Annotated in this window: 21 protein-coding genes and 1 pseudogene; 9 read left to right on the forward strand and 13 right to left on the reverse strand. The window is 64.9% G+C overall.

Features of this window, described 5'->3' with window-relative positions:
* The coding region (locus tag JWN21_RS12855; RefSeq protein WP_299650854.1) for a DUF2931 family protein at positions 1-731 on the forward strand (731 nt) is incomplete at its 5' end.
* On the opposite strand, the gene JWN21_RS12860 is transcribed toward JWN21_RS12855, so the two are convergent.
* The 6 genes from JWN21_RS12860 to JWN21_RS12885 all read right to left on the reverse strand — a co-directional run bounded on the left by JWN21_RS12860 (position 728) and on the right by JWN21_RS12885 (position 6,536).
* Positions 728-2,098, reverse strand: a complete 1,371-nt coding sequence (locus JWN21_RS12860) for a class II 3-deoxy-7-phosphoheptulonate synthase (protein WP_299650857.1) — start codon at positions 2,096-2,098, stop codon at positions 728-730. The genes JWN21_RS12855 and JWN21_RS12860 overlap by 4 nt on opposite strands.
* A 63-nt stretch (positions 2,099-2,161) precedes the next feature.
* Positions 2,162-3,031 (reverse strand): glucose-1-phosphate thymidylyltransferase RfbA, encoded by an 870-nt coding sequence (gene rfbA / locus JWN21_RS12865; RefSeq protein ID WP_299650860.1) that lies wholly within the window; start codon positions 3,029-3,031, stop codon positions 2,162-2,164.
* Positions 3,028-3,915, reverse strand: coding sequence for a dTDP-4-dehydrorhamnose reductase (gene rfbD, locus JWN21_RS12870; protein WP_299650863.1), 888 nt, complete (start codon positions 3,913-3,915; stop codon positions 3,028-3,030). Before rfbD ends, rfbA begins: the two co-directional genes overlap by 4 nt.
* Complete coding sequence (gene rfbB, locus JWN21_RS12875; protein WP_299650866.1) at positions 3,912-4,967, reverse strand: dTDP-glucose 4,6-dehydratase; 1,056 nt, start codon at positions 4,965-4,967, stop codon at positions 3,912-3,914. The genes rfbD and rfbB overlap by 4 nt, the downstream gene beginning before the upstream one ends.
* Positions 4,968-4,976: 9 nt before the next feature.
* Positions 4,977-5,549 carry a dTDP-4-dehydrorhamnose 3,5-epimerase gene (gene rfbC / locus JWN21_RS12880; RefSeq protein ID WP_299650869.1) on the reverse strand — a complete coding sequence of 191 codons (573 nt, stop codon included), beginning with the start codon at positions 5,547-5,549 and terminating at the stop codon, positions 4,977-4,979.
* A 48-nt stretch (positions 5,550-5,597) separates the two neighbouring features.
* Entirely contained in the window at positions 5,598-6,536 is a 939-nt protein-coding gene (locus JWN21_RS12885; RefSeq protein WP_299650913.1) for a D-2-hydroxyacid dehydrogenase, read from the reverse strand.
* Between the two features lie 47 nt (positions 6,537-6,583).
* Here JWN21_RS12885 and JWN21_RS12890 point away from each other — a divergent pair, with 47 nt between their 5' ends.
* Entirely contained in the window at positions 6,584-7,546 is a 963-nt protein-coding gene (locus JWN21_RS12890; protein ID WP_299650874.1) for a M48 family metalloprotease, read from the forward strand.
* 16 nt (positions 7,547-7,562) lie between these two features.
* On the opposite strand, the gene cysS is transcribed toward JWN21_RS12890, so the two are convergent.
* A complete protein-coding gene (gene cysS / locus JWN21_RS12895) occupies positions 7,563-8,996 on the reverse strand; it encodes a cysteine--tRNA ligase (protein WP_299650877.1) in 1,434 nt (477 codons plus the stop codon).
* Between the two features lie 440 nt (positions 8,997-9,436).
* Between cysS and rpsU the strand changes: the two genes are divergently transcribed.
* The 3 genes from rpsU to JWN21_RS12910 all read left to right on the forward strand — a co-directional run bounded on the left by rpsU (position 9,437) and on the right by JWN21_RS12910 (position 11,694).
* A complete protein-coding gene (rpsU, locus tag JWN21_RS12900) occupies positions 9,437-9,643 on the forward strand; it encodes a 30S ribosomal protein S21 (RefSeq protein WP_007404630.1) in 207 nt (68 codons plus the stop codon).
* Between the two features lie 78 nt (positions 9,644-9,721).
* Positions 9,722-10,300: an FKBP-type peptidyl-prolyl cis-trans isomerase gene (locus tag JWN21_RS12905; protein WP_299650880.1), complete on the forward strand. Its 579-nt coding sequence runs from the start codon at positions 9,722-9,724 to the stop codon at positions 10,298-10,300.
* A 98-nt stretch (positions 10,301-10,398) separates the two neighbouring features.
* Entirely contained in the window at positions 10,399-11,694 is a 1,296-nt protein-coding gene (locus tag JWN21_RS12910; RefSeq protein ID WP_299650883.1) for a sugar transferase, read from the forward strand.
* Between the two features lie 4 nt (positions 11,695-11,698).
* On the opposite strand, the gene JWN21_RS12915 is transcribed toward JWN21_RS12910, so the two are convergent.
* From JWN21_RS12915 to asnB, 6 genes and pseudogenes are all read right to left on the reverse strand, one after another.
* Positions 11,699-12,088, reverse strand: a complete 390-nt coding sequence (locus JWN21_RS12915; RefSeq protein ID WP_299650886.1) for a J domain-containing protein — start codon at positions 12,086-12,088, stop codon at positions 11,699-11,701.
* Positions 12,085-12,384 (reverse strand): M48 family metalloprotease, encoded by a 300-nt coding sequence (locus JWN21_RS12920; protein ID WP_299650889.1) that lies wholly within the window; start codon positions 12,382-12,384, stop codon positions 12,085-12,087. The genes JWN21_RS12915 and JWN21_RS12920 overlap by 4 nt, the downstream gene beginning before the upstream one ends.
* A 15-nt stretch (positions 12,385-12,399) precedes the next feature.
* Positions 12,400-13,035, reverse strand: a pseudogene (locus tag JWN21_RS14010) (hypothetical protein); the annotation flags it as partial.
* A 60-nt stretch (positions 13,036-13,095) separates the two neighbouring features.
* Positions 13,096-13,491, reverse strand: a complete 396-nt coding sequence (locus JWN21_RS12930) for a hypothetical protein (RefSeq protein WP_299650895.1) — start codon at positions 13,489-13,491, stop codon at positions 13,096-13,098.
* Positions 13,492-13,551: 60 nt separating this feature from the next.
* Positions 13,552-14,562, reverse strand: coding sequence for a GDP-mannose 4,6-dehydratase (locus JWN21_RS12935; RefSeq protein WP_299650898.1), 1,011 nt, complete (start codon positions 14,560-14,562; stop codon positions 13,552-13,554).
* Complete coding sequence (asnB, locus tag JWN21_RS12940) at positions 14,559-16,556, reverse strand: asparagine synthase (glutamine-hydrolyzing) (RefSeq protein WP_299650901.1); 1,998 nt, start codon at positions 16,554-16,556, stop codon at positions 14,559-14,561. The genes JWN21_RS12935 and asnB overlap by 4 nt, the downstream gene beginning before the upstream one ends.
* Before the next feature lie 271 nt (positions 16,557-16,827).
* Between asnB and rfbF the strand changes: the two genes are divergently transcribed.
* The 4 genes from rfbF to JWN21_RS12960 form a co-directional block, all read left to right on the forward strand.
* A complete protein-coding gene (rfbF, locus tag JWN21_RS12945; protein ID WP_299650904.1) occupies positions 16,828-17,598 on the forward strand; it encodes a glucose-1-phosphate cytidylyltransferase in 771 nt (256 codons plus the stop codon).
* Positions 17,599-18,082: 484 nt separating this feature from the next.
* The gene (locus JWN21_RS12950) at positions 18,083-18,784 is read left to right on the forward strand and encodes a class I SAM-dependent methyltransferase (protein ID WP_299650907.1); all 702 of its coding nucleotides are present in this window, start codon (positions 18,083-18,085) and stop codon (positions 18,782-18,784) included.
* 368 nt (positions 18,785-19,152) lie between these two features.
* Positions 19,153-20,724: a flippase gene (locus JWN21_RS12955; RefSeq protein ID WP_299650910.1), complete on the forward strand. Its 1,572-nt coding sequence runs from the start codon at positions 19,153-19,155 to the stop codon at positions 20,722-20,724.
* On the forward strand, positions 20,721-21,344 hold a 624-nt coding region (locus JWN21_RS12960; RefSeq protein WP_367182949.1), incomplete at its 3' end, for a class I SAM-dependent methyltransferase. The genes JWN21_RS12955 and JWN21_RS12960, both read left to right, overlap by 4 nt.

Genomic DNA, 21,344 nt, shown 5'->3' on the forward strand with positions numbered 1-21,344 from the left:
TCTTCGCCGCGCAGATCGCGCTGCCCACCGACCGCGTGGCGACGATGATGGATCGCGGTGCGCCGATGCCGCCCCCGCAGCAGCGCCAGCGCTATGATCGCATCCTTTTCGGCATGGCCCCCGGCGGCAACGTGTCCGTGTGGCTGAGCGCCGGGCCGGTGGTGACCGAGCTAGCGACCTTCCGTGCCGCGCCGAGCGATGTCCCGTTCACCGAGATCGTCAAGAACCCGGCGACCACGCGTCAGGCGCACATACAGCGGGTGCTGGAGGACCGGCTCGGCGCCGACGCCCTCGATGCGTTGCGCGCGCGTCCGGAACGACTGCTGGCGTGGAACGACTATCCGCGCCGCCTCGCCTGGACCGCGCAGCTGGTCGGCGCCACTCCGCAAGGTGCCATCTTGTGGTACAAGGGCGTCAACGGCGAGAAGGACTGGTTCGACCTCGCCGACCCGACCCGGGGCGGCGAGCCGCTGCCGGCGCTGCTGCCGATGCCCGCGTCGCTGACGCTTGCGTGGCGCAGCCCCGCCGGCGGCCTCAGCGCGGACATCACGCTCGACCCCGACGAGAGCGTCGCCGCGTTCCGCAAGCTGTCGGGGTCGGACCGACCCGGCCCGATGACGCTGATGCTGGAGCCTTCGGGTACCGGCGACACGGTGGACGTCTTCCTGCGCCGGGGCGACCTGGTCTATCGATTCAAGAACACGAAGGTCCAGGTGTTCGGGGGCAGCTAAGCCGCCACCTTCTTCCGCTCCGCCATCTCCGCGTTCAACATCTCCGCCAGCAGGAACGCCAGCTCCAGCGACTGCGAAGCATTCAGCCGCGGGTCGCAATGTGTGTGGTAGCGATCCGCGAGCGACTGCTCCGTCACATCCACCGCGCCGCCGGTGCATTCGGTAACGTTCTGCCCGGTCATCTCGGCATGGATACCGCCGGCGTGGGTGCCCTCTGCGCGATGCACGGCGAAGAAGCCGCGTACCTCGGCGAGGATGCGCTCGAAGGGTCTGGTCTTGTACCCGGTCACCGACTGCATCGTGTTGCCGTGCATCGGATCGCACGACCACACCACCGGGTGCCCTTCGCGCGTTACCGCCCGCACCAGCTTGGGCAGGTGCGCCTCGATCTTGTCGTGACCATAGCGCGTGATCAGCGTCACCCGACCCGGAACGCGCGCTGGGTTGAGCGTGTCCAGCAAGCCCAGCAGCATCTCCGGATCGAGGCTCGGCCCGCATTTGATGCCGATCGGATTGCCGATGCCGCGCAGGAACTCGACATGCGCGGAACCGGGGAAGCGCGTTCGGTCGCCGATCCACAGGAAATGCGCCGACGTGTCGTACCAGTCGCCGGTCAGCGAATCCTGCCGGGTCATGGCCTGCTCGAATGGGAGCAGCAATGCCTCGTGGCTGGTGTAGAACGCCGTCTGCGCCAGCTGCGGCACCGTTTCCGGATCGATCCCGCAGGCGCGCATGAACTCCAGCGCGTCGCCGATGCGATCGGCGGTCTCGCGGTACTTCTTCGACCAGGGTGAGGAGCCGAGGAAGTCGTGCGTCCAGCGATGGACCTGGTGCAAATTGGCGTATCCGCCCTGCGCGAACGCCCGCAGCAGGTTAAGCGTCGCCGCCGACTGGCTGTACGCGCGGATCATCCGCTGCGGGTCGGGATCGCGCTGTTCGCGGGTGAAGCCGATGTCATTGACGTTGTCGCCGCGATAGGAGGGCAACTCGACGCCGTCGACGGTCTCCGTGGCGGCGGAGCGCGGCTTGGCGAACTGCCCGGCCATGCGCCCGACCTTCACCACCGGCAGCTTGGACGCATAGGTGAGGACCACCGCCATCTGCAGGATGACGCGGAACGTATCGCGGATGTTGTTGGGGTGGAACTCGGCGAAGCTCTCCGCGCAATCACCGCCTTGCAGCAAAAATGCGCGGCCGGCCGCCACCTCCGCCAGCGTGGCGGTGAGATTGCGCGCTTCGCCCGCGAAGACGAGCGGCGGGAATGACGTCAGCGTCGCCGTCGCTGCATTCAGCGCGGCGACGTCCAGGTAATCGGGCTGCTGTAGCGCCTTGTGGTCGGTCCAGCTGTCGGGGGCCCAGGCGGGCATGGGTCAGGCCTTCGGTGGTGAACGTTCGCCGCGCGCCATGCGCGCAAAGCGCGGGCGACGCAATCAGTGGCCGTCGACCGCCGCCAGGATGGCGCGGCCGTAAGCGGTCTTGCTCAGCGCCTCGCCCTGCCGGCGCGCGTGGTCGGCGTCGATCCAGCCCTGCTGGAAGGCGATCTCCTCCAAACACGCGATCTGGATGCCCTGGCGGTGCTGGATGGTGCGCACGAACTCGCTCGCTTCCAGCAGGCTGTCGTGCGTGCCGGTGTCCAGCCAGGCATAGCCCCGACCCATCTGCTCGACGTACAGGTCGCCCGCTTCCATGTAGCAGCGGTTGAGATCGGTGATCTCATATTCGCCACGCGCGGAGGGCTGCAGCGCGGCGGCATAGTCGACGACCCGGTTGTCATAGAAATACAGCCCGGTGACGGCATGATTGCTCTTGGGTACGGCGGGCTTCTCCTCCAGGCTGAGCGCGCGGCCACCGGCGCCGAGTTCGACCACGCCGTAGCGTTCGGGATCGTCGACGCGATAGGAGAACACGGTCGCTCCGCTCTGCCGTGCGACCGCACTCGCGAGCAGGTCAGTCAGATGCGCGCCGAAGAAGATGTTGTCGCCCAGCACCAGCGCCACCGGATCCTCACCGACGAACTCGCGCCCGACGGTGAAGGCCTGCGCGAGCCCTTCGGGGCGCGGCTGTTCGGCGTAGCTCATGGTGAGGCCCCAGTCCGATCCGTCCCGGAACATACGGCGGTAATTATCGAGGAACTCGGGACTGGAGATGATCAGCACCTCGCGGATGCCCGCGAGCATCAGCACCGACAGCGGGTAGTAGATCATCGGCTTGTCATAGATCGGCAGCAGCTGCTTGTTGATCGCCAGCGTCGCTGGATGAAGCCGGCTGCCCGAGCCCCCGGCGAGAATGATGCCCTTCATTGTACTTGTCCGATCAAGTCGTCGAGAATGGGGCCGAGTGCCTCGCCCCAAGGCGTGGGCACGATGCCCCAGTCGCGGGTCAGGCTGGCGGTGCTCAGCAGGGAGTTCGCCGGCCGTCGCGCCGGGGTCGGGAAGTCGGCGGTGGTGATCGCCTCCAGCGCGGGGGAGGGTGCGCCTCGCGCTGCCGCCTGCCGGAAGATCTCGGTCGCGAAGCCGTGCCATGTCGTCGCACCCGCATTGCTGAAATGCCAGGTGCCGGTCGGCGCATCGAGGTCGTTGACCTGCCGCATCGCGATCGTCGCCAGCGCCGCCGCCAGTTCGGTGGCGCTGGTGGGGCTGCCATGCTGGTCGGCGACGATGCGCAGGCTGGGCCGTTCGCGGCCCAGGCGAAGCATCGTCTTGACGAAGTTGGCGCCCGTCGCGCTCACCACCCATGCGGTGCGCACGATCGCATGGCGCGGACAGCCGCTGCGGACCGCCAGCTCGCCACCCAGCTTGGACGCACCATAGACGCTGGTGGGGCAAGTGTGATCCTCGACCTGCCAGTCACCGTCGCGGTCTCCTGCGAACACATAGTCGGTGGAGACATGGACGAGGGGAATGACCGCCGCCTTGCACGCGGCCGCCAGCGCCGCCGGACCGAGCGCGTTGACCTGCCACGCGACGACCGGCTCGGTTTCGGCCCTGTCGACGGCGGTGTAGGCACCCGCGTTGATCACCGCGGCCCAGGGCCGATCCGCCACCATCGCTGCGATCGACGCGGGGTCTGCCAGGTCGAGGTCGGCACGCGGCGGCGCCACCGCCTGCCAGCCGTCTGGCCAGGTGTGGTGCATCAGCGCCGTCCCGACCTGGCCTGAGCCGCCGGTGACCAGGATCTGCTTCACACCGCCAGTCCGCGCCGCGCGTCCGCCTGACGCTCGGCGACGATCGGTCGCCACCAATTCTCGTTGGCGAGATACCATTCGACCGTCTTCGCGATCCCGCTCGCGAAGGTCTCACGGGCGCTCCAGCCCAGCTCCGCGCGGATGCGGCTGGCGTCGATCGCGTAGCGCATGTCGTGGCCAGGCCGGTCGGCGACATAGCCGATCTGCGTCGAGTAGGACTGCCCGTCCGCGCGCGGCCGCAGCCGATCGAGATGCGCGGATACCGCCTGCACCACCTCCAGATTCTGCATCTCGTTGTTGCCGCCGACATTATAGGTCCGGCCCGGCACCCCGCGCTCGAACACCGCCTGCAGCGCGCGGACATGGTCCTCGACATACAGCCAGTCGCGCACCTGATCGCCCTTGCCGTAGACGGGCAGCGTCTCGCCCGCGAGCGCCTTGACGATCATCAACGGCACCAGCTTCTCGGGGAAGTGGTACGGCCCATAATTGTTCGAACAGTTGGTGATCAGCACCGGCAGGCCATAGGTATGCCCCCAGGCGCTCACGAGGTGATCGGAGCCGGCCTTCGACGCGGAATAGGGCGAGCGCGGATCATATGGCGTCTCCTCGGTGAACAGCCCGGTCTCGCCCAGCGAGCCGTAAACCTCGTCGGTCGAGATATGGTGGAAGCGGAACGCCTGTCGCGCGGACTCGTCGAGCGTCAGCCAATAGCTGCGCGCCTCGCTCAGCATCGTGAACGTGCCGACGACATTGGTCTGGATGAACGCTCCCGGCCCATCGATCGAGCGATCGACATGGCTCTCCGCCGCCAGATGGGTGATCACGTCGGGCCGGAAGGAGGCGATTGCCGCGCGCACCGCCTCGGCGTCGCAGACATCGCCCTGCACGAAGCGATACCGGTCGCTCTGCGCCACCGTGGCAACGGTCGAAAGCGTGCCCGCATAGGTCAGCTTGTCGAAGTTGAGCACCTCGTGCCCCGATTCTTCAATGAGGTGCCGGATCAGGGCCGAGCCGATAAATCCGGCGCCGCCGGTAACCAGGATACGCATGCGAGAACCTCAGGCGAGCGGCGCGAGTGGGCGACCGTCATAGGGGAACGGGGACACGAAGTCGGCCAGCAACGGCAACGCCACGTCCTTGGGCGACAATTCAGGCTGCGCGCCAGGCGGCAACGGCCAGTCGACAGCGATCTGGGGGTCGTTCCAGCGAATGCCGCCGTCACAGTCCGGTGCATAGGTGTCGGACACCTTGTAGATGACCTCGCAATCGTCCTCCAGCGTCAGGAACCCGTGCGCAAAGCCGACGGGGACGAACAGTTGCCTCCCGTTATCCGCCGACAGTTCGGCGCCTACCCACTGCCCGTAGGTCGGCGCGTCTTGCCGGACGTCCACCGCGACATCGAAGATGCGGCCACGGACGCAACGGACCAGCTTTGCCTGCGCACGCGGCGGCGTCTGAAAGTGTAGACCGCGTAAGGTAAATTTCGGTCGTGACAGCGAATGGTTGTCCTGAACGAACCGCTCGTCGATCCCCAGACCGGCAAATGCCGGCTCGCTATAGACTTCGGTGAACCAGCCGCGTGCGTCGCCGTGGCGCTTGGGCTCGATTAGCTGGACCGGGTTCTCGTTCATGCTGGCGGCCGTTAGCGCGCGGGCGGACGAGCGGCAACCGCATGGATTTCAATAGCCTGCCCGGAGGTCCGCCTTGTTCTTCATCGGCAGGCCGGCGCGGAAAGCCGCCAGATTTTCCAGGAACAGCGCGGCAGCACGCTGAAACATCTTGGTCTGGCTGCGGCCGGACAGGTGCATGGTTATCATGCAGTTGGGTGCCGCCCAGAGCGGATGTTCCGGCGGCAGGGGCTCGGGACTGGTCGGATCCAGGAACGCGCCGCCGATCCGCCCCTCTTGAAGCGCGGCGAGCAGCGCGTCGTCGTCTATCATGTCGCCACGCGCGATGTTGATGACCCAGGCCGTCGGCTTCATCGCCGCCAGTTCCGCCGTGCCGATCATCGCTTTCGTCTCATCCGTGGAGGGCGCGGCAAGCACGATCCAGTCGAACTCGCCCAGCTTGGCCCGCCACTTGTCTGGCGTGATCGTTCCGTCCCGGCCCGAGCGGGTGACGCCGACGACATCGACCCCGAAGGCGCGCAGGCGCTCGCCGATCAACTGCCCGATGCTGCCATAGCCGACCACCAGTGCACGGGTGTCGAACAGCTCCACCTTGCCCGGTGAATCGCGGAGCCAGTCGTGGCGGTCCTGCGCGCGCACCACCTCGTCGAATCGCTTGGCGGCGGCGAGCACCCCCAGGACGGCATATTCCGCGACCGCATAAGCGTTGACCCCGGCCCCGTTCGTCACCGTCACTTCGCGATCGCGCAACAGGTCGAGCGGGAATGCATCCAGGCCGGCATAGATGGTGGATATCCATTTCAGCGAAGGGCCGGAGGCTGCGATCACCTCGGCGACCAGGCTGCTGGGCGTCATGTCCACCCAGGCGATGTCCGCGTCGGCGATGCCTGCCGTCGCCTCGGCCCGGCTGGTGAACCACACGACGTCCAGATCGGACGGTAGTCCCGGTTCCAGCAGCGGTCGGGCGAGGGCGGGGAGAACGGCTTTCATCATCGACGATGGTAGTGCGGTGTGGCCGGCGGCGCTAGGACCGTCCGATGAAAGTTGGGTGGCTGTTCGCGCTCCTGCTCGTGGCCACGCCCGCGGGCGCGGCGGACGCGCGGTATTGGGCGGCGCTCAGGGCGGTCGACGCGCGCATGGCGACGATCGCGTTCCGGCTCGCGACCGGAAATGCTGGCTTGTGTCGCGACGTGCAGCCCTTTCCCGGTTTCCAGCTCCACGCGCTCGATCAATATGATGTAGCTCTGCGCACCGATGTCCGGGCGGCGTTCGGCTTTGCCCGGCCGGTGCAGGTGCAGACGGTCGTGCCGGGCAGCCCCGCAGTCGTCGCCGGGATCGCCGCCGACGACGCCCTGATCGCGATCGGTGGCGAGCGCATCTCCGATGTTCCGATCGCGAAAGTCACCAGCGCGACGCGCGACGCGGCCGAAGCGTTGCTCGCAAAACAGCCCGCTCACCTGCCGCTGCCCCTCACAATCGAGCGAGCCGGCGTGCGTCGCGACGTTTTGGTCCGGCCGAGCGCCGGGTGCAGGTCTGCATTCGAGGTACTGCTCGACGCGCCACTCAAGGCGGCGTCGGACGGCAGTACGGTTCAGGTAGGCATCGGCTTTTTCGAGCAGCTCGACGACTCAGCCGTGGCGGCGGTGGTCGCGCATGAGCTGAGCCATACGATCCTGCGCCATCGCATCCGCCTCAAGGCAGCGCGCGCGCGCTGGGGCCTGTTCGCGCAGTTCGGGCGCAACGCCCAGCTGTTCCGCCGAACGGAGGCGGAAGCCGACCGGCTCAGCGTCCACCTGCTGCGCAACGCCGGCTATGATCCGCAGGCGGCGGTTCGCTTCTGGCGGGGAAAGGGCAAGACGATAGGCGGCGGCATATTCGGTAGCCCTACGCATCCATCCGCCGATGCGCGGGCGACGGCGATCGAAGCCGAGATCGCCGCCATGCTGTCGCCTGGCACGTCGCCGTCGGTGCTCGCCGCCCGCGACAAGCCGCTGTTCTAGCCCTCGCCCGAGCCCGTCACGCCGGCCGCCAGTCCCAGCCGAGCGGGTCGCCGTCCATCACCTCCACGCCTGCGGTGCCCAGTTCCTGACGAATGGCGTCGGAGCGCGCGAAGTCCTTCGCCGCTCTCGCGGCCGCCCGTTCCGTCAGCCGAGCGGCGATCGCTGCCTGATCCAGCGTCGCGGTTGCTGGCCTGACGCGCAGATCCTCGCGCCGCAGCGTAGCGAGGTCCAGCCCAAGCACCGCGTCGAACGCTGCCAGGGTCGCCAGCCTGTCCCCGGCCGTCACCCGTTTGTCGGCGAGCAGCTCATCCAGCACCGCCAGCGCGCGCGGGGTGTTGAGATCGTCCGAGACCGCCGCGTCCAATCGCTCTTCGTAGTCAGCTGCAACTCGGACCTCGGCATCGGCGGCTGCCCTCAGGCCCGCGACGGAATGGGCCAGCCGCTTCAGGCGCACCGCCGCCGCTGCCAACCCTTCCCAGCCGAACTCCATCTCCGATCGATAATGCGCCTGGAGGCACATCAGGCGAAAGGCGAGGGGGTGGTAACCACGGTCGATCACCGCCTGCAGCGTCAGGAACTCACCGGATGATTTCGCCATCTTTCCCGTGCGATCGACCAGGAAATTGTTGTGCAGCCACATCGTCGCGCCGGTGTCGGGCGACCCGCAGAACGCCTGGTTCTGCGCGATCTCGTTGGGGTGGTGGATCTCGCGGTGATCGATGCCGCCGGTGTGGATGTCGAACGGCGCGCCCAGATAGCGGCGACTCATCACCGAACATTCCAGATGCCAGCCGGGCGCGCCGCGACCCCAGGGTGAGTCCCATTCCATCTGCCGGTTCTCGCCGGGCCGCGAGGTCCGCCAGATCGCAAAATCCTGTGGATGGCGCTTGCCCGCCACCGGATCGATCCGGCCTTCGCCCTGGTCATCGTGCGCGCGCGCCAGGCGGCCGTAATCGGGCACGGTGGACACGTCGAAATACAGGCCACCGTCGAGCCGGTAGCAATGCCGCGCCTCGATCGCCGAGCCGAACGCGATCATCTGCGCGACATGATCGGTCGCGAGGGGGAAGTGGCTGGGCGCGACGATGTTCAGTTCGTCGAGATTGCGTTTGAATGCTTGCGTATAATGCGCTGCGATCGACCAGATGTCCTGCCCGGTGGACCGGGCGCGCGCCTCCATCTTGTCCTCGCCCGCATCGGCGTCGGACTGCAGATGCCCGACATCGGTGATGTTGATGACGTGGGTGAGGGAACCCCAGCCACTGTCCCGGCTCTTCCATCGCAGCACGCGGGTGAGCGTATCTGTGAACACATAGGCGCGCAGATTGCCGAGATGCGCATAGTGATAGACGGTCGGCCCGCACGAATAGACGCGGATGTTCGCAGGGTCGATCGGTCGGAACGTCTCCGCTGTGCGGGTCAGGCTGTTGTAGAGGGTCAGGGTGGGCATCGTCCGGGGCTCTACCCGCGACCCACCGGGCCTGTCACGCGCGCTTCGCGCGGCCACCGCAGCGTAAGCCCCGGCCGACACAGGGGGGACGGTCGACCGGGGCGACACGACAACGGGGGGATGTTGCCGCGTCTTGGCAAGGCGACGCGACCCTTTCGGACCGGTCGCTTATTCCCGCCGACCCCGCCCTTAGTCGGCTCTCGCACGGCGTCTACCACGAATTGTAAAAATTACCGGCTGTTTTACCGTGTGATACGCGATCGAGCCGCTCCCGCAGGCGCCCGGGCGTCTGTCCGGTCAGACCTCGAGACCGTTGTTGCCGATTGCCCCGGCTGCGTCAGTCTTGTTTTGTGCAAGATGGACTGCTAGGCGGCCACCGTTCTGACGGCGCGGACGTGATCCTGCGCCGCTCTTGGCCGTTTCGGAGAAGTGTCGGGTTTATGCAGATCATCGTTCGCGACAACAACGTCGACCAAGCCCTGCGCGCGCTCAAGAAGAAGCTGCAGCGCGAGGGCGTGTATCGCGAGATGAAGCTGCGCCGGCACTATGAGAAGCCGTCGGAAAAGCGCGCGCGCGAGCGTGCCGCCGCCGTCCGTCGCGCCCGCAAGCTGGAGCGCAAGCGCGCCGAGCGTGACGGGGCACGGTAAGACGGCGTTACGCCTGAACTTCCGTTGAACTTCCAACGCCCGACTGCTGTCGTCGATCGGGTTTTAAGCGGGGTAAGCATGACCACCGTCACCGCCGTTCCGCTCCAACCCGTCAAGCGCGGTTATCTGATCTGGCTCTGGCTGGGCATCGCGCTCGCCTGCGTGTCCGCATACGCGCTGGCGCGTCAGGGCGATCCCGCGCTGGTGCGCGAGGCTCGCGGCAAGGCGGTTGTGACCACGCCGTCGGGGCTGCAATACAAGGTGCTCAAGGCCGCCCCCGTCGGTGCCGCGAAGCCAACCGTCACCGACGTGACGCTGGTGCAATATGAGGGGCGTCTGCTCGACGGCAGCACCTTCGACAAGTCGCAGCAGCCAACCCCGTTCCCCGTCGCGCCGGGTGCGACCGTGTCCGGCTTTTCCGAGGGCCTTCGTTTGATGCCGAAGGGGTCGAAATACCGCTTCTGGATGTCGCCGGCACTCGCATACGGGGCGGAGGAAAAGCGCGACCCGACCGGAAAGCTCGTGATCCCCGCGAACTCGACGCTGGTGTTCGATGTCGAACTGATCGACTTCATCCCCGAAACGGTGCTGCGGCAGATGCAGCAGCAGCAGCAGGGCGCTGGTGGTCCACCTGTGGGTGCGATACCGCCCCGGTGACGCGCGGCGTTGGACTTTATTGCAGCAGTTGAGTATCTTGCAGCTGCGTTGAACCTCGACGTCGCAGACTTCCGTCGGCTGATCACGGTCAACAAGGTATGAGTATCGTGTTGATGGCGAAGGAGCCGGTCGGCCGGCGTGCAAGTCGCAGGCCCGCGGCGCAATTTCTTGTTCAGCTCCTGGGCGTCTCGCTGGCATCGTTCTTCGTGCCGCTGCTCAGCCCCTTGCTGCTGTCGGGGACGCTCGGGACCGATCTGCCTCAGACCTGGAACAGCCAGTTCGCGTCCTTCCTGGCCGCGATGGCTGCGCTGTTCGGTTTTCGCCGGGTAACGATGTATCCCGGTACCCGCGCCTTTGCCTATGTGCTGCCCATCTTCTCGACGACCTTCGGCCTGGCGACCGCATTTCTGCTCGCCTCGCGAAGTCCGTACAGCGGGACGATGCTGCTGGCGGGCTACTTCGCCTCGCTCGCGATCACCTTCCTGGTCGCCTTCGTTTCCCAGCGGACCGCTTCGCCGTCGCGCATGTATTATGTGCCAGCGGGGAATACCGATATCGTCGCCGATACGCCGCAGGTGGAATGGGTACGGCTAAACGCGCCGGTTCTACCTGACGACGAGGACGCGCCCGTAGTCGCCGACCTGCGCCACGATCATGACCCCGATTGGGAACGGATGCTGGCGCAGGCCGCTATCTCGGGCCGCGCGGTGTATCACACGAAACAGCTGCGCGAGTCGCTGACGGGCAAGGTGGAGCTCGAGCATCTATCCGAAAACAGCTTCGGCTCGCTGCTTCCCAATCTCGCCTATCGCGGCGTCAAGCGCACGGTCGACCTTCTCGCCTGCGCCGTCGCGTTGCCGCTTCTGATCATCCCGATGCTCCTGGTCGCGGTGCTGATCCGGCTCGATTCTCCGGGTCCAGCGATCTTCCGCCAGAGACGTATGGGCTATCAGGGTCACCCGTTCGGCGTCATCAAGTTCCGGACCATGGAGCATCGGCGCGAGAGCGATGGCGCGCACGATGCGATCACCAGGGCCGACGATGTGCGGGTCACGCGCGTCGGTCGTTTCCTCCGCCGCACGCGGATCGACGAGCTGCCCCAGATCGTCAACATTCTGCGCGGCGAGATGAGCTGGGTCGGGCCCCGGCCGGAGGCGCTGCCGCTGTCCGAATGGTATGAGCGCGAGCTGCCCTTCTACGGTTATCGGCACATCGTGCGGCCAGGCATCACGGGGTGGGCACAGGTGAACCAGGGCCATGTCGCGGAGCTGGGCGACGTCCACATCAAGCTCCATTACGACTTCTACTACATCAAGCATTTCTCGGCGTGGATCGATATCCTCATCGCGCTCAGAACCGTCGCGATCGTGCTGACGGGCTACGGCGCCAAATAGGGCGCTACGGTGTCAGCACCACGCGCAGGATGAGCAACAACAGCCCACCCGCCGACGCCGCGATCAGCGGGCGCTGCCAGCTTGACCCAGGGCCTTTCACATCGGGTCGGCGCGGATGTTCCAAGCGGCTGATCCGCCGTCGCGCACGTCGCATGTCCGCCCGATGCGCTTGTGCGTGCTCGAGCAACGCCTGGTCATGGTCGGCCCGTCGTCCGTCGTCGCGCAGCGTATGATAGGCGTGCTGGAGCTGCTGTAGCCGCAGCGGTGACGCACCCGGCCGGATACGATCCGGATGATGCTGTTTGATGAGCCTGACATAGGACGATCGGATCTGCTCGGCAGTGACAGGCGGCGACAGGCCGAGAACGTGGTAGCAATTGCGCGGCTCCCTCATTGCAAGGACCCGGCACGGGCTGACGCATAGGCCTGCAAGGCCGCGATCCGATCACGCGTGCTGTCGTGATTGGCGAGGAACGTCGGCCCGGTGAAGCCGCGATCCAGCGCATGCAACACCCGCTCGGCACCCGCGATGGTGTAGCCGCTGTCGAGGACAAGTTCCGCAGCGAGCCGATCCGCCTCGCGCTCGGTTCGTCGTGTCAGCGCAGGCCTGGCCAACAGCCCTGCTAGCCCATCCTTGTCGCGCTTCATCGCCCGCATTTCGGCGGCATGCCCAAGAATGTTGTGCGCCATCTCATGCGCGATGACGAAGGCGAGTTCGTCATCCGTTTTCGTGAGCGTCAACAGTCGCGTGGTCAGCAGCACGTGGGTGCCGTCGGCGAAGGCGTTAAGCTGGCTGGATCGCGCGAGGTGGACGCGGGAGGGGCAGGCCGGCACGGGCATGACGTGAACGGCCGTTTCGATCCCGCCACGCAGGACGGTAAGTGTGAGCGCGCCATCGGCAGCTGCGGTATCGACCAGGTCGCTCACCTCGTCGGCGCGCGCGCGTGCGCGCCGTTGGTCATGTCGCTCGCCGATGAACGGCTCGGGCGCGATCGCAACACCGTCGATCCTCAACAGCACGTCGCCAGCCCGCAGTCCCGCACCGGCGGCCGCACCGGTCGCTACGACGGCAAGCACGCCCGGGCCACGGTCGATCCCGAATTGCGTAACCGCCGTCGGCCGGTCGTCGAGCTTGTACTGACTAAGATGGTGGAGAACCAAGCCCGCATTTGGGGTCGTGATCGGGCACCGCGCGACACCACGCACGGCGAGTCTGAAAGCAACTTCCGCCACGCGCTGATCTTCGGCGCGAATGACGTTGCCCGAAGAGGGGACGGACGCTGCTGAAAGAGTGAACAGAAGCGACAGCGTGCAGGCAATACGCCGCATTCGAGCTCCCATAGAAAAGGGCCGGACGACATAGTCGTCCAGCCCCGATTCTATTCGTGTGACGAGCAACCGTTACGGGCTGTTCGGCTCGTCATCCTCGTTGACCGCAATGATGATGCCGAGGATCACGACGATCGCTGCGATCAGCGCGACGAAAATGCCACCACCACGCAGAGCATTCTCACCGTCAACGGTTTCCTCGGCAGGCGTCACAACCGACGTCGTCGAACGGGCAGCAGCCGATGCTGGAGCCGCCGCCGCCGCCGTGGGCGCCGCCACGAGCGCAAGCGCCGTTACGGCTGAAAGAGCACCTCGAAAATTCACAACAGCTTCTCCCTTTAAAGCACTGGGCACCAGGCCAATCGCCCAATCCCATAAACGCGACATCTCCGGCTGTCCACCGAAAATGACGTAGCGAAGCGACCGGGCCTCTCTTCCTAGCTGCCGCCGAATGAACCCGACGACCACTGCTAAGTTCCACGAGTCTATGTGAAATACGTTAAAATCGCGCGACGTGTGGGATTAATGTCAGCCGCCATGGTACTGTCGATACCAGTTCACGAATTGCGGCACACCCTGAGCAATACTGGTGCGTGGCTCGAAGCCCAGATCGGTGGCGATCGCGCTGATATCGGCGAACGTGTCGCGGACGTCCCCAGGCTGCATGGGGAGAAGCCGTCGCTCCGCCCGCCGACCACAAGCCTCCTCGATCAATCCGATCATTGCCGACAGATCTTCCGAACGGTTGTTGCCGATGTTGTAGACCCGGTGCGGACTGGTGCTCCCACCAGCCTTCATGGCGCCATCGTCGCTCGGCGGATTGTCGAGACACGCGACGACTCCCGTGACGATGTCGTCGATGTAGGTGAAGTCGCGGCGCATGTTGCCTTCGCCGAAGACATCGATTGGCTCACCCGCGAGGATCGCCTTGGTAAACAGCCACATCGCCATATCCGGTCGACCCCAGGGGCCGTACACGGTGAAGAACCGCAGTCCGGTCTGCGGCAGGCGATAGAGGTGAGCATAGGTTTCGCTCATCAGCTCGTCCGCCTTCTTGGTGGCGGCATAGAGCGACAACGGTCGATCGACGCGATCCTCGACCCGGAAGGGCAGGGTGGCGTTGCCTCCATAGACGGAGGAGGACGACGCATAGACCATGTGCTCGGCGCCACGGTGCCGCGCCACTTCGAGCAGGTTGAGGTGGCCGGCGAGGTTGGACTGAAGATACGCGCGCGGGTTGTCGATGGAATAGCGTACGCCGGCCTGGGCCCCGAGATGAACGATGCGGTCGAACTCGGCGCCGGCCAAGGCAGCGTCGAGCGCGTCGTGATCGGAAAAGTCGACCTGTGCGAATCGGAACCGACCGCCGCCATCGCCCTTCGCCGCCGAGTCGACGCGCGCCAGCCGGTCGCGCTTGAGCTGCGGGTCGTAATAATCGTTGATGCTGTCGATGCCGACGACATGGTCGCCCCGCTCCAGCAGCCGCAGGGCCACGCTGGAGCCGATGAACCCGGCGACGCCGGTGACGAGTACCTTCACGAAGCTTCCTTCCACTGAGTAGCGACCGGCGTCTGTTCCGCGACCCAGGCCTGGAACATCAGCACTGCCCATAGTGCCGCGGTGCCATCGCGCCGCCCGGTCAGGTGGTCGCGCCAGCGCGCGTTCACCGCCGCCGGATCGAAATACCCTTGGGCGCTCAGCCGTGCCGGGGCCAGCAGATCCTCGGCCCAAGGCCGAAGCGGCCCGCGCAGCCACTGCCCGATCGGAATAGCAAAGCCGGCCTTCGGCCGTTCGAACAGCGCGCGCGGCGCGTGCCGGTACAGGAGTTCGCGCAACACATGTTTGCCGCGACCGTCCTTGATCTTCATCGACATGGGAATGCGCGCGGCCACCGCAGCAACATGATGATCAAGGAACGGCACCCGCGTTTCGAGGCTTACCGCCATCGCCGCCCGGTCCACCTTCACGAGGATATCATCGGGAAGATAGGTGGTTGCGTCGCAATACATGATCCGCAGCGCGTTCGGTGCTCCGGGAAAGGGATCGAGATCGAGGGGAGTCGAGCCGCCTTTGCCAGGGTGGGTCCCGAGCACCGGCGAGCGCTGAAAGCTCCACTCGTCGAGGAAGCTGGAATAGATGTCGTCGAATTTGCGCGCGCCCGCGACCCTCAGCGCCTTCTGGACCTTGGCCCCAAAATGCGGACTGCGCCGGCCGCGCACCGCGTTCCATACGGCGGGCGGCAGATGGCCCAGCGCCGCGCCCGCTGTCGCGCGTACCGGCCGGGGGAGGAGGCTAAGCCGCTGCCACAGCTTCGGCGCCGCGAAATGACGATTGTAGCCCGCGAACAGCTCGTCGCCGCCGTCGCCGGACAGCGCCACCGTGACCTGTTCGCGCGCGAAGCGGCTGACGAGATGCGTCGGGATCTGCGACGAATCGGCGAACGGCTCGTCATACATCGCCGGTAACTGCGGAATCACGGCCTGTGCCTCCGCAACCGAAACATAGTGTTCGTGGTGGACGGTGCCGAAGTGGCTCGCGACCGCCTTGGCGTACGCGGCCTCGTTGAAGCCTGCCTCCTCGAAGCCGATGGAGAAGGTGCGGACCGCCGTCGGCGCGTGGCGCTGATACAGCGCCACCACCGCCGAGCTGTCGATCCCGCCCGACAGGAACGCCCCGACCGGAACATCCGCCATGGCTTGTCCGGAAATCGCTTTCCCCAGCGCATCGTCCAGCTCGGCGATCGCCTGTTCCTCGCTGCCGATCGGTTCGGCCGATCCCTGCGCCAGCACGTCGCGGTACGACCAGTAGCGCACCAGCGTCAGCCCGCCGGACCGTCCCTCCGTGGGCGGTGATCCCGGTGCGGCACGCGCCGCCTCGGGCACGACCGACAGGATGCAGCCGGGCTCCAGCTTGTAGATGTCGCGATAGATCGAGCGAGGGGCGGGCACGTAGGTGCGCGCGGCGAAGGCGGCGAGCGCGTCGCGGTCGACCGGGTTGGCAAAGCCGGGATGCACGCGCATCGCCTTGAGCTCGGAGGAGAACAGGAAGTCTCCCCCGACCCATCCATAGTAGAGCGGCTTCTCACCGAACCGATCGCGGACGAGGTGGAGAACGCGATCGCGGCGGTCCCACAACGCGATGGCGAACATGCCGGTGCAGCGTTCCAGCGTCGCTTTGAGCCCCCATGCGGCGACTGCGGCGACCAGCGTCTCCGTATCGCTGTGCCCACGCCAGGGGGGCGCGCAACCGGCCGCGTCAAGCTCCGAGCGGATGGCGAGGTGATTGTAAATCTCGCCATTGAACGCGACGACCCAGCGGCCGTTCTCCGACGCCATCGGCTGATGCCCAAGCGGCGACAGGTCGACGATGGCGAGGCGCCGGTGTCCCAGCACTACGCGCGCGTCGCCGCCGGCATCCGGATCGTCCCACCGCCCCGCATCGTCGGGTCCGCGATGGGCAAGCCTGCCCGACATCGCGTCGACCAGCGCGGGCTCGCGGGTGCGCACGAGGATCGCGCCGGCTATGCCACACATAATCGCTCCATGTGCCTGAACATGGAGGCTCATGCGTGGCAAGGTCGCGGAAAGTAAAGGTGCTTTGCTCGACGGGCCGGCGGCGGATCCGGCGCTGGAACTGCGTACACGCTCGCTGAGGCAGGATTAAACATGCCTGGTCCGGTGTCTTCGCTTCTGCGCGCGAGCAACCGATGTCGCCAGCAGTTAAAGCCGTAATCCGTAGCGGCATTTCTGATTTTCAAACCTATCCGATCTGCCTAGGAGGCGAAATCGCAACTGAGGGTCGGACGTGAAGGCAGTCATTTTGGCGGGTGGTCTCGGGACCCGGTTGTCGGAGGAGACCAGCCTGCGGCCCAAGCCGATGGTAGAGATTGGCGGCCGTCCGATCTTGTGGCACATCATGAAGATGTATTTGAGCCATGGCATCAGGGACTTTGTAATCTGCTGTGGACACAAAGGTTACATGATCAAGGAGTTCTTCGCGAATTATCGCCTTCATGTTGCCGATGTGACGTTTGACACCCGTGAACCGGACATTTTCTTGGGAAATACCAGCGGAGAGGATTGGCGGATTACGCTGGTCGACACAGGCGAGACGACGATGACTGGCGGGCGTTTGGCCCGAGTGAAGGAGCATGTCGCCGGCAGCGAGGCTTTCTGTCTGACTTATGGAGATGGCGTGTCTTCGGTCGACCTCACGGCTCTCATCGAATTTCACGCCCGGCACGGGGCTGCCGCCACAGTGACGGCAGTGCATCCGCCCAGTCGCTTTGGCCTTCTGGAACTGGATGGTGACGTTGTACGGAGCTTCGCCGAGAAGCCGTTATCGCAAGCAGACTGGATCAACGGCGGCTTTTTCGTGCTGCATCCCAAGGTGCTCGATTACCTCGATGGCGATGCCACAATTTGGGAAGGCGCGCCGCTTGAGCGGTTGGCGGCTGAGGGCGAATTGCGCGCCTATGAGCATCCCGGTTTCTGGCAGCCGATGGACACCTTGCGCGACCGGCATGTCCTGGAGGACCTGTGGGCTAACGGGAAAGCACCTTGGAAAAGCTGGTAGATCAGCTGTGACTTCGGCACGCGCCACCGGGGAGATCGTCGCCGGCGTCACCTAGAAGGGCGATCGGGATAGCGTGTGGTGCCGGTTGCAGAACGTCTGCTTGGTTGGACATGATAACGGTTTCGACCCATCGAACTTTCCCCGCCTCGTCGTCAGTCCTACCTCAAAGTACGAAACCACGGCGCGTCAGGTATGCGCGTCTAAATCCCCCTTGAAACGACCGGCGCGTACCCGTCGTCGAACGTGAAGACCGCTGCGGTCTCGCGCATGGTCAGGGGTCGGTGACAAGCTCACGAGCCTTCGCTATCATCGCATCCGGATCCACACCCGAATTCGGAGAGAGTACGTTCGCAGCCTTATTTCCTCGGCCGCGCGGCGCGCGGCCCCGGTCGTAAATTTTTGCCGGGGCATTTACGCTCGTGGCGGAAATCTCGCGCCGCCGGTATCGCGAAAAGCGTTTCTGGCGGCAGTTCCGCTTACCGACGTGCTGGAGATCGGCCCGTTCGACAATCCCGCCATCACCGGCGATGGGGTGAGCTATTTCGACGTACTGGATACGGCCGGCTTGCAGGAGCGCGCCGCCAGGCTCGGTCTCGCACCAGCGTCCGTACCCAATATCCATTATTGCTCACCCGTCGGCGACCTGTCGATTGTGGACAGGCAATTCGATGCGGTCGTTAGCAGCCATGCCATCGAGCACCAACCCGACCTTATCCAGCATCTTAACGACGTTGCCGCGGTTCTGCGTCCCGGCGGGTGCTATTACGTCATAGCTCCCGACAAGCGCTTCTGCTTCGATCACTTCCTGCCCCTATCGTCGTCCGAAGACGTGGTAAGCGCGCATGAGGTTCGGCGACGGGTCCACACGCGCGCCGCGGTGTTGGCGCATCGGCTTGGCACGACGCACAACGATCCGCTGCGCCACTGGTTGGGTCGTCACAGGTCCAACGTCGTGGTGAGCGCCGCGATGCAGGATGAAGCCGAAGCCGACGCGGTTCGCGCAGATCGCGGGGAGTATGTCGACGTTCATGCCTGGATCTTCTCCCCTCAAAGCTTTTACGAGGTGGTGACGGAGCTCGGCCGGCGACGCTTGATCGATCTTAAGCTTGTGACTGTCCATGACACAGAGTATCCGCAATTTGAATTCAATGCGGTGCTTCAAAAGCAGGCTGGGCTGCGCGGTTGAAGTCATAGTCGATGAGCATATTGTTCTGTGACGGCCGTTCTGGAATCTGCCGTGGAGAGATGTGCACGCTACTCTGACTGCCCCAGCTGGCGGTGACTCGGTCTTGCGGTGATCTGCCGACCTTCGCAGGTCGGCGGCTGGGTACGTCATCTAACCAGGGTTTCGAAGTTGATCTTCGTGAGCATGATGGTTGTAGCCACTAGGCGGGCATCGCAGCTCGGCGGGAAGTGCTATAGAGTGGACGCGAGGAGGCATAGAAGCCGCTGAGCTTCTATGGTTCAACTCCGCGGTCCGCATCGGTGCGGCGGATGACGGGTCGCGCTCTGTTGCGGAACGGAGGGCGTCGGGCCTGACGCGGTTGTCAGCGGATGCATAGTTCCGTAAGCGCCTCGCCAAGGTCGCCGCCTCGCCACGGTCGCCACGCGCAGGGCGGAACCCCAGTCAGGTCTCTGGTTTTGAGTATTTCTAGGTTCGCCAGTTACAATCTCGTTGGACAGATTGCGCCGGTCATCGTGTCGCTTGTGACGATGCCACTGTTCGTCGAAGTGATCGGGCTGGAACGGTATGGCGTGCTGTCCATCTGCTGGCTGCTGCTTGGCTATTTCGGGTTACTCGACCTTGGCCTCGGTCGGGCCGCGACGCAGCAGATCGCGTCGCTACGAGAGGCGTCCGGGGAGGCGCGCAGCGAAGTGTTCTGGACCGTGTTCTGGCTCAGCTCGGGCTTGGCACTCGTCGCGCTTGTGCTCGCCTATCCCTTGTTCAAATTCGGCTTTTCGCTCCAGGAAACTTCCGCTTCGTTCGCCGCGGAAGTTTACGCCGTTACGCCCTGGCTAGCCGGAAGTCTCGCTTTGTCCATGATCTCGGGATTGTGGAGTGCCGCCGTCGTCGCGCGTGAGAAGTTTGCCTTCGTCAACATCGTGGACTCGGTGACCAACGTGGCGATGTCGGTCGTCCCGCTTCTCGTCGCTTGGCTGATAAAACCCGATCTCGTTCTCCTCGTTGCCTCGTCGCTTGCTGTACGGCTCCTGTCGAGCCTCACCTATGTCGTGGCGGCGATCAAGGTCGTGCCGGTAAAGCGGCCCAGCCGCCCCAAGCGCGCGATCGCCAAAAAGCTTCTGGCGTACGGCGGTTGGTCAACGGTCATTGCAACCATCAGTCCTTTTTTGTGGAATTGGGATCGGTTTGCGATCGGGTCCGTCATCGGCGCCGCAGCGGTTTCCTTGTACGTAATCCCGTTTCAGCTCGTGTGGCGACTGACAATCATCCCCGGTGCGCTCACCTCCGCACTCTTTCCGCGGCTCGCGGCGGAGGCCGAGAGCGGCGCGCTCGCACTTCAAAATACGGCGATCCTCAATCTTCGATCGCTCATGACGCCAGTCATTCTCGTCGCGATTGCGGTGATGGAACCCTTTGTAGCCTTGTGGTTAGGCCCCAAGATCGGCCTGCAAACCGCCGATGTCGCGCACATCCTGTTACCGGGGATCTGGATCAACGCCATTGCCGCGATTGGAATCAACGTGCTCTTGGCGCAAGGTCGTCCTGCGATTGTCGCGCGGCTGCACTTGTCCGAGGTCATACCCTACGGCCTGCTTCTCTACATACTGATGGTCGCCTTTGGCATCGAGGGCGCAGCGCTCGCGTGGACGATCCGTGTGGCGGCTGATGCGCTTTGCATGCTTCGGATATCGACGGGGAACTTCTCATTCGGCCGGTTGCTGGTCGTGCCCGGCGCTATCGTCACTGTGATGTCGCTCGCGTCGTCCGCGCTTCCGGTGACATCGGCCCTCCGATGGACCGTCGTCGCTGTCACCTTGGTGATAGGACTGGCGTGGTCGGTCAGATCCGCCCCACAGCAGTCGCGCGATCTCGTCGCCGCGTTGGCGCGCAGAGTTCTTCAATTGACGCTTCCAAAGCGTTTCCGAGAGGGTTTAAGTCGATGAGCGCGGTACGAGACGCTTTGTCCAGCATCAGGCGGCTGGGCCGCTCGCGTCCGTTCACGCCGGACATGAGACCGCTCGCCATGTCCAAGGACGAAGAGGCCGCGTTCCTCGCCAATCCGCAGTCTGACCTGGAAACGGTCTTTGCCAAGCACCAAGGGCGCACGGTTCACAAGTGGGTCCATTATCTTCCGGTCTACGAACGCGCTTTTGCGGCTTATCGTGGCAAGAAAAACCTTGTGCTGCTTGAAATCGGCGTCAGCCTGGGCGGCTCTCTGGAGGTCTGGCGGGAATACTTCGGCGACAACGCAACCATCGCGGGCATCGACCTCGATGAGCGTTGCCGTCAGCGTTTCGACCCTCCCAATCGCGTATTCATCGGATCGCAGGCCGATCCCGACTTCCTCCGCAAGACGGTGGAGGAGATTGGTACTCCCGACATCGTGATCGACGACGGGTCGCATGTGGCGTCCCATCAGCGGATCTCTTTCGAGACACTGTTTCCTTTGCTAGCGAGCGATGGAGTTTACATCATCGAGGATACGCACACGGCATACTGGAAAACCACCTTTGAAGGTGGATATCGACGTCCGGAAAACATCATCGAATATTGCAAGGCGATC

Source organism: Sphingomonas bacterium (assembly GCF_028292945.1).
Lineage (GTDB): Bacteria > Pseudomonadota > Alphaproteobacteria > Sphingomonadales > Sphingomonadaceae > Sphingomonas.

Excerpts from the sequence above, each read along its gene's own strand:
- rfbA (WP_299650860.1), bottom strand. The coding sequence starts at position 3,031 with ATGAAGGGCATCATTCTCGCCGGGGGCTCGGGCAGCCGGCTTCATCCA.
- JWN21_RS12915 (WP_299650886.1), bottom strand. The coding sequence starts at position 12,088 with ATGAGGGAGCCGCGCAATTGCTACCACGTTCTCGGCCTGTCGCCGCCT.
- JWN21_RS12955 (WP_299650910.1), top strand. The coding sequence starts at position 19,153 with ATGCATAGTTCCGTAAGCGCCTCGCCAAGGTCGCCGCCTCGCCACGGT.
- asnB (WP_299650901.1), bottom strand. The coding sequence starts at position 16,556 with ATGTGTGGCATAGCCGGCGCGATCCTCGTGCGCACCCGCGAGCCCGCG.
- rfbC (WP_299650869.1), bottom strand. The coding sequence starts at position 5,549 with ATGAACGAGAACCCGGTCCAGCTAATCGAGCCCAAGCGCCACGGCGAC.
- JWN21_RS12920 (WP_299650889.1), bottom strand. The coding sequence starts at position 12,384 with ATGGCGCACAACATTCTTGGGCATGCCGCCGAAATGCGGGCGATGAAG.
- JWN21_RS12885 (WP_299650913.1), bottom strand. The coding sequence starts at position 6,536 with ATGAAAGCCGTTCTCCCCGCCCTCGCCCGACCGCTGCTGGAACCGGGA.
- JWN21_RS12860 (WP_299650857.1), bottom strand. The coding sequence starts at position 2,098 with ATGCCCGCCTGGGCCCCCGACAGCTGGACCGACCACAAGGCGCTACAG.
- cysS (WP_299650877.1), bottom strand. The coding sequence starts at position 8,996 with ATGCCCACCCTGACCCTCTACAACAGCCTGACCCGCACAGCGGAGACG.
- rfbB (WP_299650866.1), bottom strand. The coding sequence starts at position 4,967 with ATGCGTATCCTGGTTACCGGCGGCGCCGGATTTATCGGCTCGGCCCTG.
- JWN21_RS12905 (WP_299650880.1), top strand. The coding sequence starts at position 9,722 with ATGACCACCGTCACCGCCGTTCCGCTCCAACCCGTCAAGCGCGGTTAT.
- rpsU (WP_007404630.1), top strand. The coding sequence starts at position 9,437 with ATGCAGATCATCGTTCGCGACAACAACGTCGACCAAGCCCTGCGCGCG.
- JWN21_RS12890 (WP_299650874.1), top strand. The coding sequence starts at position 6,584 with ATGAAAGTTGGGTGGCTGTTCGCGCTCCTGCTCGTGGCCACGCCCGCG.
- JWN21_RS12910 (WP_299650883.1), top strand. The coding sequence starts at position 10,399 with ATGAGTATCGTGTTGATGGCGAAGGAGCCGGTCGGCCGGCGTGCAAGT.